Source organism: Streptococcus sp. GMD1S, from assembly GCF_000296875.1.
Lineage (GTDB): Bacteria > Bacillota > Bacilli > Lactobacillales > Streptococcaceae > Streptococcus.
Map to the genome: position 1 here is coordinate 1 of NZ_AJQY01000449.1, position 12,574 is coordinate 12,574.

General features: G+C 42.3%; 10 protein-coding genes, 1 tRNA gene and 1 pseudogene. 8 read left to right on the forward strand and 4 right to left on the reverse strand.

The annotated features are described in order from the left end of the window. Window positions 1–150: pseudogene (locus tag GMD1S_RS11060) on the forward strand (ECF transporter S component); the annotation flags it as partial. Between the two features lie 40 nt (window positions 151–190). Here the strand turns inward: GMD1S_RS11060 and GMD1S_RS11065 are convergent. The 4 genes from GMD1S_RS11065 to GMD1S_RS11080 form a co-directional block, all read right to left on the reverse strand. Next, a complete protein-coding gene (locus tag GMD1S_RS11065; protein WP_000040916.1) occupies window positions 191–1,273 on the reverse strand; it encodes a M24 family metallopeptidase in 1,083 nt (360 codons plus the stop codon). 127 nt (window positions 1,274–1,400) lie between these two features. Beyond that, on the reverse strand, window positions 1,401–2,183 hold the full coding sequence (gene gatD, locus GMD1S_RS11070; RefSeq protein WP_000263169.1) for a lipid II isoglutaminyl synthase subunit GatD: 783 nt from the start codon (window positions 2,181–2,183) through the stop codon (window positions 1,401–1,403). Further along, complete coding sequence (gene murT / locus GMD1S_RS11075) at window positions 2,183–3,526, reverse strand: lipid II isoglutaminyl synthase subunit MurT (protein ID WP_000770019.1); 1,344 nt, start codon at window positions 3,524–3,526, stop codon at window positions 2,183–2,185. Before murT ends, gatD begins: the two co-directional genes overlap by 1 nt. A 99-nt stretch (window positions 3,527–3,625) precedes the next feature. Then, window positions 3,626–4,942, reverse strand: a complete 1,317-nt coding sequence (locus tag GMD1S_RS11080) for an FAD-containing oxidoreductase (RefSeq protein ID WP_000958907.1) — start codon at window positions 4,940–4,942, stop codon at window positions 3,626–3,628. Between the two features lie 349 nt (window positions 4,943–5,291). On the opposite strand from GMD1S_RS11080, the gene GMD1S_RS11090 reads away from it, so the two are divergent. From GMD1S_RS11090 to vex3, 7 genes are all read left to right on the forward strand, one after another. After that, window positions 5,292–6,869: a DEAD/DEAH box helicase gene (locus GMD1S_RS11090; protein ID WP_000671078.1), complete on the forward strand. Its 1,578-nt coding sequence runs from the start codon at window positions 5,292–5,294 to the stop codon at window positions 6,867–6,869. Between the two features lie 283 nt (window positions 6,870–7,152). Continuing rightward, window positions 7,153–7,941, forward strand: coding sequence for a GTP-sensing pleiotropic transcriptional regulator CodY (gene codY / locus GMD1S_RS11095; protein WP_000940726.1), 789 nt, complete (start codon window positions 7,153–7,155; stop codon window positions 7,939–7,941). Beyond that, window positions 7,941–8,516 (forward strand): cysteine hydrolase family protein, encoded by a 576-nt coding sequence (locus tag GMD1S_RS11100; protein ID WP_001029648.1) that lies wholly within the window; start codon window positions 7,941–7,943, stop codon window positions 8,514–8,516. The genes codY and GMD1S_RS11100 overlap by 1 nt, the downstream gene beginning before the upstream one ends. An 80-nt stretch (window positions 8,517–8,596) precedes the next feature. Next, window positions 8,597–8,682 (forward strand) — tRNA-Leu (locus tag GMD1S_RS11105). 394 nt (window positions 8,683–9,076) lie between these two features. Next, window positions 9,077–10,354: an ABC transporter permease gene (locus GMD1S_RS11110; RefSeq protein ID WP_001068253.1), complete on the forward strand. Its 1,278-nt coding sequence runs from the start codon at window positions 9,077–9,079 to the stop codon at window positions 10,352–10,354. Window positions 10,355–10,366: 12 nt separating this feature from the next. Further along, the gene (gene vex2, locus GMD1S_RS11115) at window positions 10,367–11,014 is read left to right on the forward strand and encodes an ABC transporter ATP-binding subunit Vex2 (RefSeq protein WP_000173737.1); all 648 of its coding nucleotides are present in this window, start codon (window positions 10,367–10,369) and stop codon (window positions 11,012–11,014) included. 50 nt (window positions 11,015–11,064) lie between these two features. After that, a complete protein-coding gene (gene vex3, locus GMD1S_RS11120) occupies window positions 11,065–12,444 on the forward strand; it encodes an ABC transporter permease subunit Vex3 (RefSeq protein WP_000903007.1) in 1,380 nt (459 codons plus the stop codon). The last annotated feature ends 130 nt before the right edge of the window (window positions 12,445–12,574 follow it).

The following is a 12,574-nucleotide window of genomic DNA, read 5'->3' on the forward strand; positions in this document are numbered from 1 at the left end:
ATCGTCATGGTAAGTGGCTACGCTCTGGGCTCAACTCTAATGAATGGCTGGTCAGCAGCCTTGCCAGAAATCCTTCCAAACTTCCTACAAAATACCTTGGGAATGGTTGTGGGATTTGTAGTCTTTCAGAGTGTCAAGAAGATAAAATAAAAAAGTCAGCTTCAATAGCTGACTTTTTGCTTATCTAGGTTTAATCAAAATAAAGCAAATCTTTGCTGGTGCTTGTAAAGAGGTCAAAGCCATCCTTGGTAACAACACCACAGTCTTCGATACGAACGCCGACTTTACCAGGGATATAGATACCTGGTTCAACAGAGAAGCACATGCCTTCTTCGATGACCATGTCGTTTCCTTCCATGATAGAAGGGAATTCGTGGACATCCATACCGATACCGTGACCGAGACGGTGGTTGAAGTACTCTCCGTAACCAGCTTTTTCAATGACTTCGCGAGCAGCGCGATCAACTTCATGTGCAGTCACACCTGGCTTGATAAAGTCAAGAGCAGCTTGTTGGGCTTCCAGAGTCAAGTTGTAGATATCTTTTTTGAATTGATCTGGTTTACCGACAGCGACCGTACGAGTCATATCTGATGCGTAGCCATTGACCATGACACCGAGGTCAAAGAGGAGAAGGGCGTCTTTTTCGACCTTGTTTGCACCAGGAATTCCGTGCGGATTTGCAGCGTTATCGCCAGTCAAGACCATGGTATCAAAACTCATTTCATAGCCTTCACGTTTCATGGCAAAGTCGATTTGGGCAATGATATCTGTCTCTGTCTTATCAAGAGAAATATTGTCAAAACCAACCTTAACAGCCTTATCAGCATAGATACCTGCAACCATCATTTTTTGCACTTCGTCAGCTGATTTGATGAGGCGCATGCGTTGGATGCGAGGAGTGAGGTTTTCAAACTCAGCAGTTTCAAAAACTGTTTTCAAACCATGGTATTTGGTCAAGATGAGATTGTCAAACTCAACAGCGACACGTTTGAAGTCAAGTTGAGGCAAAGCGTTTTTGATTTTTTGCCATGGATTTTCAGAATCCACATAGCCCACAACTGGGAAAGAGACAGTGCTGCTTGCACGCTCAACCTCAAGGGCTGGGACAAAGAGGAGAGGTTCCTGATCCGCTAAAACAAAGAGGAACATTTGGCGTTCATGGGGATCACTGTAAAAGCCAGTGAGGTAATTGATAGTGACGGGGTCAGATACGACAGCGACGTCTAGTTTTTCTGATTCAAGATATGTTAGGATTTGTTGTAATTTAGACATATGCTACCTTCTTTCTACCCCTCTATTTTGGCAAAAAATGAGAGAAAATGCAAGGGAGAAGGGTAAAAGAACAGGCAAAAAGAACTCCGAAAGGATAGCGGAGTTCTTTTATCTAATTTTCCTTAGTTTAAGAAAAGTCAGCCTTGCTTTTCACGTCGCTGTATTCTTCAGCGATTTCTTGACTGAGAATGTCCTCATAAGCAGGGAGTTGGATGTCCTGACCGTATTTTTTCCGGAGGGCAGTAGTAACCAGGCGATAAGCTAGATTGGCATTGCGAGAGAGGATAGGTCCGTGGAAGTAGGAACCAAAGACATTCTTATAATGAACCCCTTCGCCGATTTTTTCTTCGTTATTTCCATTTCCATAGACCACCTGTCCCAGCGGTTTTTGGTCATCTGAGAGGAAGGTACGTCCCTGGTGATTTTCAAAGCCATAGTAGGTTTCATCAAAATCTTCATTGTGAATTTTGATGTCACCGATAAAGCGGTTATTGGTTTGGTTGAGGGTATAGTGGCCCATGACCCCTAGCCCTTCGATGCGTTTCCCTGAAGCTTCAACATAATATTGACCCAATAGTTGGAAACCACCGCAGATAGCGAGAACCACTCCGTCGTTTTGGATGTAGTTGTCAATGCTCTCTTTCTTGGCAGGTAGATCGCCTGCGATGATACTTTGTTCAAAGTCTTGACCACCACCGAAAAAGGCGATATCGTAGTGGTTTTCATCAAAATCATCATGAAGTGAAACGATATCAACTGTTACATGAGCTCCCAGTTTTTCAGCCACATACTTGAGCATGAGGATATTGCCGTTGTCCCCGTAGGTATTCATGAGGTTTCCATAGAGGTGGGCAATGTTGAGCTGATAAGGGTAGTTGCCAGCTTTTGAGGAAAGTGAAGTATAAACCATTAGTTCATCTCCTTTCTAACAATCTGACGACTAGCCAGCAGTTCGCGGAATTCCAGCATAGCAGTATAGGTAGCCAGGATATAGGCATGTTTGCAGTCTTGGTTCTCAATGGTTTTGAGAACTTGTTCCAGATTGCTTGTCTCAGTGATTTTCTCAGCTGGATAGCCAGTCACTCGTAGACGGCGTGCGATTTCAGAATGACGAACACCACCAGCATTGATTTCAGGAATGTCCATGTCAGTGATTTGTTCAAAGTCCGCATCCCAGATCCAGCTAGTGTCAATTCCGTCTGCATAGTTGGCATTGAGAAGGACAGATAGACTAAATGGATAAGGGGCTAGTTTGATCATCTCGATAGCTTGGGTCGCACCGACTGGATTTTTAATCAAGACAAGAGTACATTCTTTATCACCGATATGGAAGGTCTCCTGGCGTCCAAAGACAGCACGGCTCTTATCAAATCCTTGCTTGATGAGTTGCGAATCAGCCCCGAGAAAACGGGCGATGGCAACCGCAGCAAGAGCATTGTAAATATTGTAGAGTCCACCGATTTGAATACCGTATTCTTGTCCGTCGATGACAAAGCGAGAACGATTGTTAGTTAACTCAACCAAGTCTGTCAGACGGTAGTCCAAGTCAGGACGTTTACATCCACAGTTTTCGCAAATATAAGCTCCTAAATTAGCATAAGTATTAAGCTCATATTTCAAAATACCTTGACAGTCTGGGCAGAGAATACCTTCAGTATTGTAGTGAGCAAGTTTTGCTGGACCTTTCTCCAAGTCAAAACCAAAATATTGTACAGGATTTGGAATAGCTGGCTTGTAGAAAAGTGGACTGTCACCATTGAGGAGAACTGTAGCCGTAGGCACCTTACGAATGGCATCCAAAATCATGTTATAAGTCGTGTAAATCTCACCATAGCGGTCCATCTGGTCACGGAAAATATTAGTGATGACAAATAAGCTTGGCTGGATATAGTCACAGATACGAGATAGACTAGCCTCGTCAATTTCGAGGACGGCAATGTTTTTCCCAGTTTTAGAGTATTTGGCAGTCAAGAAGGTTGTCGTAATCCCTGTGATCATATTGGCACCGCTTGGATTGGTCAGAACCTGACCATAAACCTCTTTTAAAATGCCGACAGTGAGGGCAGTTGTCAGGGTTTTCCCGTTGGTTCCAGTGACCACGACAATCTCGTAGTTCTTAGCTAAATTTTGTAAAATATCTTTATCAAATTGAAGGGCGAGTTTTCCTGGGAGCGTGCTTCCACGGCCAAGACGGCTCAAGATGAAGTGAGAAGAACGCCCAGCAAGGAGGCCCAAAGTAGTTTTTAATTTCATGTTTCTATTATATCATAAAAGAGGGAAAAGACAGTTTTGAGATTTCGCAGAAACAAAAACAGCCCAAAGAGGGCTGTTAGCTAACAAATCAGTCTCAACTTAAATCGCAAACAAGTCATTCAAGTTCTCAGCCAAAGTTGGGTGAGTGAAGATTTGTTTTGTGAAGTAAGTATAAGGGATTTTGTTGTCCATGGCAACAGTGATGATGTTGATGATTTCTTGAGAACCTTCTGAGAAGATAGTTGCTCCAAGAATTTCTTTTGTTTCAGTATTGACAACAGCTTTGAAGGCTCCGCGAAGGTCTCCATTTACGTGACCACGAGGCATTGCTGCAACAAGGATTTCCTTCACTGCATATGGAAGTTTCAAATCTGCTGCTTGGCTTTCAGTCAAGCCAACTTGAGAAAGTGCAGGTGTGATGAACATGGTGTTTGGTACATTGAGACGGTCTTCAAGAGTGTAGCTACCATCTCCAGCAAGGTAGCTGTAGACAACGCGGAAGTCATCAAGTGAAATGTAGGTAAATTGAGGTCCACCGTTGACGTCTCCGACTGCAAAGACACCAGGAACGTTTGTTTGACAATGTTTGTCTACTTTGATAGCACCACGCTCTGTTAGTTCAATATCGGTATTCTCAAGTTGAAGTGGTTCAACGTTTGGTTTACGTCCGGTTGCGTAGAGAAGGGCATCGAAACGGTACGTTTCGTTTTCAGTTACGACAAGGACTTGGTCACCGTCGTTTTTGATTTCAGTAGTACGGATGTTTTGAAGCAATTCAATACCGTCTTCTTCCATGTATTGTTTAGCAAGAGCTGCGATGGATGGTTCTGCACGAGGAAGGAAAGTATCCAAGGCATCTAGGACTGTAACCTTGCTTCCAAGTTTGTTGTAGAGTCCTGCAAATTCAAGACCGATATTTCCGCCACCAAGGACACCAAGTTTTTCAGGCAATTTGTCCAAGTTTTGAATACCAGTCGAGTCAAAGACATTCTTACTTGTAGCAAGTCCAGGGATTGGCAAGACGTTTGAAACGGCACCGGTATTGATAACGATAGTTTCAGCAGTCAGTTCTTGTTTTTCATCACCAGCTTGGATTTCGATGACTTTGTTTGAAAGGAAGTGAGCTTCCGCATCAAAGATATCCACACCTGTACCAGCAACAGTCGCATAGTTTTTACCATTGAGGCGACTAATGATAGTATTTTTGGTAGCAATGACTTCTTCAAAAGACAAATCTTTCTCAGCAGCAACTAGCAAAGTTTTAGTTGGGATACAACCAATGTTGATACAAGTTCCGCCGTACATAGCCTTACTACGTTCGATAAGGGCAACTTTTTTACCAGCTGAAGCTAGTTTACCAGCCAGTGTTTTCCCTGCCTTACCAAATCCGATAACGATTAAATCATAAGTTAACATTTATAGTCCTCCTATTCGCATTTCATTCTAGCACAAGAAAAAAACTTTTGCACAATTCTGCTACGGGAAATGGAGTGAGTTTGAAATGCTCCCTTCAAATCCTTTGAAAAACCAGTTTCGGGCTACTTTACTGCTAGAAAATCGCTTACATGATTTTCTAGAGAAATTGGGCTATCTTTTGCTTCTCTCTTGTGTTATACTAGATAGGTTGCAAAGAAACCAGTACTTTTCTTTCGTGGAAAAGAAGCAACACGGTATCTCTTTTTTGTAGAAGATACGTCATGAAAAGAAAAGTATAAACTAAAGCCCTATAGGGTGGCTTCGCACCACCTTTAGAAAGAAGAATAACGTGAAATTTAATGAATTTAACTTGTCTGCTGAATTGCTAGCAGAGATTGAAAAAGCTGGATTTGTAGAAGCCAGTCCCATCCAAGAACAGACCATTCCCTTGGCTCTCGAAGGAAAAGACGTTATTGGTCAAGCTCAGACAGGTACAGGAAAAACTGCAGCCTTTGGCTTGCCAACCCTTGAAAAAATCCGTACAGAAGAAGCGACCATCCAAGCCTTGGTTATCGCTCCAACTCGTGAACTCGCTGTCCAAAGTCAAGAGGAACTCTTCCGTTTTGGCCGTAGCAAGGGAGTGAAAGTTCGCTCAGTTTACGGTGGTTCCAGCATTGAAAAACAAATCAAAGCTCTTAAATCTGGTGCCCACATCGTGGTAGGAACACCAGGCCGTCTCTTGGACTTGATTAAACGCAAGGCCTTGAAATTACAAGATATTGAAACTCTGATTCTTGACGAAGCGGACGAAATGCTCAACATGGGCTTCCTTGAAGACATTGAAGCCATCATTTCCCGTGTCCCTGAAAATCGTCAAACCTTGCTCTTTTCAGCAACCATGCCAGATGCTATCAAACGTATCGGTGTTCAGTTTATGAAAGACCCTGAGCATGTCAAGATTGCTGCCAAGGAATTGACAACAGAATTGGTAGATCAGTACTATATCCGTGTCAAGGAACAAGAGAAATTTGATACCATGACACGTCTTATGGATGTGGAACAACCAGAGCTTGCTATCGTATTTGGTCGTACCAAACGCCGTGTAGATGAATTGACTCGTGGACTTAAAATCCGTGGCTTCCGTGCAGAAGGGATTCATGGTGACTTAGACCAGAACAAACGTCTTCGTGTCCTTCGTGATTTCAAAAATGGGAATCTTGATGTTCTAGTTGCGACAGACGTTGCAGCACGTGGTTTGGATATCTCAGGTGTGACCCATGTCTACAACTACGATATTCCACAAGATCCTGAAAGTTATGTTCACCGTATCGGTCGTACAGGTCGTGCTGGTAAGTCAGGTCAATCTATTACTTTCGTAGCACCAAATGAAATGGGCTACCTTCAAATCATCGAAACCTTGACTAAGAAACGCATGAAAGGCTTGAAACCAGCGACAGCAGAAGAAGCCTTCCAAGCTAAGAAACAAGTAGCGCTCAAGAAAATCGAACGAGACTTCGCAGACGAAGCCATTCGTGGGAACTTTGAGAAATTTGCTAAAGATGCTCGTAAGTTAGCTGCAGAATTTAGTCCAGAAGAATTGGCTATGTATATCTTGAGTCTGACAGTCCAAGATCCAGACAGCCTTCCTGAAGTGGAGATTGCGCGTGAAAAACCACTGCCATTTAAACCATCAGGTAATGGATTCGGTGGCAAAGGTAAGGGAGGTCGTGGAGGCCGTCGTGGGGACGACCGTCGAGACCGTGATCGCCGCGGCAATGGTCGCCGTGATGATTTCAAAAAAGGCAGTCGTGGGAACGATCGTTTTGATAAAGACAGACGTTACCGTAATAAAGACAATAAAAAACCTCGCAACACTTCAAGCGAAAAGAAGACCGGCTTTGTTATTCGTAACAAAGGAGACAAATAGAAAAAAGCGATTCACAGTGTGAATCGCTTTTATATATAAGGAGACCGATAGTAAAAGAAGATGGTGATAGTAAAGGATAGGTGAAACGGAAAGGGATTTATCATGTCATCTTCTTATAATGTTATAATATCAAAAATAAAATAGGATGTCAATAAAAAAATCGCTTTTTTTTCTAAAATATTTTTGCTGTTCAAAATTGCAATTAAATAAGCAATTTTCAGATAATTATTGAAATAAAGACTTTTCTATGTTATAATGGAAGCGATTATATGCGAGGTAAAAAATGGCACATTTATTAGAAAAAACAAGAAAAATCACGTCTATTCTAAAGCGCTCTGAGGAGCAACTCCAAGATGAACTTCCTTACAATGCGATCACACGCCAGTTAGCTGATATTATTGACTGTAACGCTTGTATTGTGAATAACAAGGGACGTCTCTTGGGCTACTTTATGCGTTATAAGACCAATAATGACCGTGTAGAACAATTCTTCCAAACCAAAACCTTCCCTGAGGTCTATGTACAAGGGGCGAACATGATTTATGATACGGAAGCAAATCTTCCTGTTGAACATGATTTGACCATTTTCCCTGTGGAGAGCCGTGCGGACTTTCCAGATGGGTTGACAACTATTGCTCCGATTCATGTATCAGGGATTCGCCTAGGTTCGTTAATCATTTGGCGCAATGATAAGAAATTTGAAGATGAAGATTTGATTCTTGTCGAGATTGCGAGCACGGTTGTGGGAATTCAACTATTGAACTTTCAACGTGAAGAAGATGAGAAAAATATTCGCCGTCGTACGGCTGTTACCATGGCGGTCAACACCCTTTCCTATTCAGAACTTCGTGCCGTATCAGCTATTTTAGCTGAATTGGATGGAAATGAAGGGCAGCTGACTGCGTCTGTTATTGCAGACCGTATTGGCATTACACGCTCAGTGATTGTCAATGCGCTTCGTAAACTGGAGTCAGCGGGAATTATTGAGAGTCGCTCATTAGGAATGAAGGGGACTTATCTCAAAGTTCTAATTAGTGATATTTTTGAGGAAGTGAAAAAGAGGGACTACTAATGGCAAAAGCTTTAATCTCGATTGACTATACAGAGGATTTCGTAGCAGACCATGGAAAGCTAACTGCTGGCGCTCCCGCTCAAGCAATATCAAAAGCCATTGATCAGGCAACCAGATTAGCTTTTGATCGTGGAGACTATGTCTTTTTTACCATTGATGCTCATGAAGAGAAGGATACATTCCACCCAGAAAGCAAGCTCTTTCCACCACACAACATCATCGGAACTAGTGGTCGTAACCTTTATGGCCCCCTAGCTGACTTTTATGCTGAGCATGAGGCGGATAGTCGCGTCTTTTGGATGGACAAACGTCACTATTCAGCATTTTCAGGAACGGACTTAGATATCCGTTTGCGGGAACGTCGGGTAGATACGGTCATTTTGACCGGTGTATTGACTGACATTTGTGTCCTTCATACGGCTATTGATGCCTACAATTTAGGTTATGACATTGAAGTTGTCAAACCTGCGGTTGCCTCTATTTGGCCAGAAAATCATCTGTTTGCTCTTGGGCATTTTAAGAACACATTGGGAGCAAAATTACTGGATGAAAACCTTGCTGAAATTGAACTATAAGCCGGTTGGAAAAATGAAAAAAATCTGAAAAAAGTGTTGACAAAGATTTTGAAAGTTGATATACTAGTAAAGTAATCGACGCGGGGATGGCGGAATTGGCAGACGCGCAGGACTAAGGATCCTGTGACCGCTTTAGGTCGTGAGGGTTCAAGTCCCTCTCTCCGCATAGGGTAAGAGTTAGCTTTGGCTAGCTCTTTTTGTTTTTACAAAGAAGACTAGAGGCTACGTTTCGTGTATAGAAAAATATTGGCATCAAGAACAGTTCATTGTATCAGAACATTTAAACTGAGTTCACTATTTCATTCTATCAAGAATATCCTCAAACACTAGTCAGAAAATGAAGAACTTAGGAAATGGAAAAAGACTAATCAGAAAGATGTGACTATCATTTTTAAAATGAAGTAGATTTTTGATTGGTACTATACTTCCTTATATAAGAAGGAAAGTTAGCAGTTGCTAGCTTTCTTCATTTTTTCAAAAAATAAATCAAAAAAATTTTTGATTTCATAAACATTTCATATTTGGATTTTATAATAGTCTTACAAATATGGAGGTGACAAATGAATCCAATCCAAAGAGCTTGGGCTTATGTCAGCAGAAAACGACTGAGAAGTTTTATTTTATTTCTGATTTTATTTGTCCTTTTAGCAGGAATTTCAGCCTGTTTGACTCTGATGAAGTCCAACAAAACAGTAGAAAGCAATCTTTACAAATCACTCAATACTTCTTTTTCTATCAAAAAGATCGAAAATGGACAGACCTTCAAGTTGTCTGACCTTGCATCCGTGAGCAAGATTAAGGGACTGGAAAATGTCTCTCCTGAACTTGAGACGGTCGCAAAACTAAAAGACAAGGAAGCGGTGAGTGGTGAGCAGAGCGTAGAACGTGATGATTTGTCAGCTGCAGACAAGAACTTGGTTAGCTTAACGGCTCTCGAGGATTCATCCAAGGATGTCACCTTTACCAGTTCGGCTTTCAATCTAAAAGAAGGGCGACACCTTCAAAAAGGGGACTCCAAGAAAATCCTCATCCACGAAGAGTTGGCCAAGAAGAATGGTCTTTCGCTTCACGACAAGATTCGCTTGGATGCTGGTCAGTCCGAAGCTGGAAAGGGGCAAACAGTAGAGTTTGAAATTGTCGGCATCTTTTCTGGTAAAAAACAAGAAAAGTTCACAGGCTTGTCTTCCGACTTCAGTGAAAACCAGGTCTTTACAGACTATGAAAGTAGCCAAACCCTTCTGGGAAATAGTGAACCGCAGGTCAGTGCAGCGCGCTTCTATGTAGAAAATCCTAAGGAAATGGACGGACTCATGAAGCAGGTGGAAAACTTGGCTTTGGAAAGTCAAGGCTACCAAGTCGAGAAGGAAAACAAGGCCTTTGAACAAATCAAAGACTCAGTGGCAACCTTCCAAACCTTCCTGACCATCTTCCTTTATGGGATGTTGATAGCAGGAGCAGGAGCCCTAATTTTGGTCTTGTCTCTCTGGTTGAGAGAAAGAGTCTACGAAGTGGGGATTCTTCTGGCACTTGGAAAAGGCAAGAGTTCGATCTTCCTCCAGTTCTGTTTAGAGGTAGTTTTGGTATCACTTGGAGCTTTGCTTCCATCCTTTATCGCTGGAAATGCCATCACATCCTATCTACTCCAAACTGTACTAGCCAGTGGAGATCAGGCAACCTTACAGGACACGCTGGCCAAAGCAAGTGGTCTATCAACCAGTCTCCTATCCTTTGCAGAATCCTATGTCTTTCTGCTCCTGATTGGTTGCTTGTCTGTAGCCCTTTGTTTCGTATTTCTATTTAGAAAATCGCCGAAAGAAATTTTATCATCTATTAGTTAAGAAGGAGAAATCATGACTTTATTACAATTGCAAGATGTTACCTACCGTTATAAGAACACTGCTGAAGCAGTTTTATATCAGATCAAGTATAATTTTGAACCCGGAAAATTTTATAGTATCATTGGTGAGTCAGGAGCAGGAAAATCCACTCTCTTGTCCCTACTGGCTGGTCTAGATAGTCCTGTTGAAGGTTCTATCCTTTTCCAAGGAGAGGACATTCGGAACAAGGGGTATTCATACCATCGCATGCACCATATTTCCCTGGTCTTTCAAAATTATAACTTGATAGATTATCTTTCTCCGCTGGAAAATATCCGCTTGGTCAACAAAAAAGCAAGCAAGGATACACTTCTTGAGCTTGGTTTGGATGAAAGTCAGATCAAGCGGAACGTTCTCCAGTTATCAGGTGGTCAACAGCAACGTGTAGCCATCGCTCGCAGTTTAGTCTCAGAAGCTCCAGTTATTCTAGCTGATGAGCCAACAGGAAATCTGGACCCTAAAACTGCTGGAGATATTATCGAACTGCTCAAATCACTTGCCCAGAAAACAGGTAAATGTGTGATCGTCGTCACCCACAGTAAAGAAGTGGCACAAGCGTCAGATATTACACTTGAATTGAAGGACAAGAAACTGACTGAAACTCGCAACACTACAAAATAAGATGAGCTTGTTTTGATAGAATTATGAAATCAAATCTAGAAAGGGAACCTATGTTACACAACGCATTTGCCTATGTTACAAGGAAGTTTTTCAAATCGATTGTTATCTTCCTGATTATTCTCCTCATGGCGAGCTTGAGTTTGGTCGGTTTGTCGATCAAGGGAGCTACTGCCAAGGCCTCTCAGGAGACCTTTAAAAATATCACCAATAGTTTCTCCATGCAAATCAATCGTCGCGTCAATCAAGGAACGCCACGTGGTTCTGGGAATATTAAGGGTGAGGATATCAAAAAAATCACCGAAAATAAGGCCATCGAGTCTTATGTTAAACGCATCAACGTTATCGGAGATTTGACTGGATACGACCTCATTGAAACGCCAGAAACCAAGAAAAATCTCACTGCAGACCGTGCCAAACGGTTTGGAAGCAGTTTGATGATTACAGGTGTCAATGACTCCTCTAAAGAAGACAAGTTTGTCTCTGGCTCATATAAGCTAGTTGAAGGTGAGCACCTAACCAACGACGACAAGGACAAGATCCTCATGCACAAGGACTTGGCAGCCAAACACGGTTGGAAAGTCGGAGATAAGGTCAAATTGGACTCTAATGTCTATGATGCAGACAATGAAAAAGGGGCCAAAGAAACAGTTGAAGTGACAATCAAGGGACTCTTTGATGGTCACAATAAGTCAGCAGTAACCTACTCACAAGAACTCTATGAAAACACAGCTATCACAGACATTCACACTGCTGCAAAACTTTATGGATACACAGAAGACACAGCTATTTATGGGGACGCAACCTTCTTTGTAACAGCGGACAAGAACTTGGATGACGTCATGAAAGAGTTGAATGGTATCAGCGGTATCAACTGGAAGAGCTACACACTTGTGAAGAGCTCCTCTAACTACCCAGCTCTAGAGCAATCCATCTCTGGTATGTACAAGATGGCCAACCTCCTCTTTTGGGGTAGCTTGAGCTTCTCAGTTCTTCTCCTTGCACTCTTGCTCAGTCTTTGGATCAATGCCCGTCGCAAGGAAGTGGGAATCCTCCTCTCTATCGGTCTCAAGCAGGCAAGTATCTTGGGGCAATTCATCACCGAATCGATCTTGATTGCCATCCCTGCTCTTGTTTCTGCTTACTTCCTAGCCAACTACACAGCCCGTGCAATCGGAAATACTGTTCTTGCCAATGTCACTTCAGGTGTTGCCAAGCAAGCCAGTAAGGCTGCTCAAGCTTCTAACCTTGGTGGTGGTGCAGAAGTAGACGGCTTTAGCAAGACCTTGTCGAGCCTAGACATTTCCATTCAGACATCAGACTTTATCATCGTCTTTGTCCTTGCTTTGGTTCTAGTGGTTCTCGTTATGGCGCTTGCTTCAAGCAATCTCCTTAGAAAACAACCAAAAGAACTCTTGCTCGATAGCGAATAAAAAACTTGCTACCTATTCTCCCCTAAATGGGGTATAATATAGGTAGCATTTTTATCTGTTTTGTCTTGATAAGGACTCTTCGAAAATCAAATTCAAACCACGTCAGCTTCACCTTGCCGTACTCAAGTAC

Coding starts and splice junctions, on each gene's coding strand:
- GMD1S_RS11065 (WP_000040916.1), bottom strand. CDS start 1,273: ATGTCTAAATTACAACAAATCCTAACATATCTTGAATCAGAAAAACTA.
- gatD (WP_000263169.1), bottom strand. CDS start 2,183: ATGGTTTATACTTCACTTTCCTCAAAAGCTGGCAACTACCCTTATCAG.
- murT (WP_000770019.1), bottom strand. CDS start 3,526: ATGAAATTAAAAACTACTTTGGGCCTCCTTGCTGGGCGTTCTTCTCAC.
- GMD1S_RS11080 (WP_000958907.1), bottom strand. CDS start 4,942: ATGTTAACTTATGATTTAATCGTTATCGGATTTGGTAAGGCAGGGAAA.
- codY (WP_000940726.1), top strand. CDS start 7,153: ATGGCACATTTATTAGAAAAAACAAGAAAAATCACGTCTATTCTAAAG.
- GMD1S_RS11100 (WP_001029648.1), top strand. CDS start 7,941: ATGGCAAAAGCTTTAATCTCGATTGACTATACAGAGGATTTCGTAGCA.
- GMD1S_RS11110 (WP_001068253.1), top strand. CDS start 9,077: ATGAATCCAATCCAAAGAGCTTGGGCTTATGTCAGCAGAAAACGACTG.
- vex2 (WP_000173737.1), top strand. CDS start 10,367: ATGACTTTATTACAATTGCAAGATGTTACCTACCGTTATAAGAACACT.
- vex3 (WP_000903007.1), top strand. CDS start 11,065: ATGTTACACAACGCATTTGCCTATGTTACAAGGAAGTTTTTCAAATCG.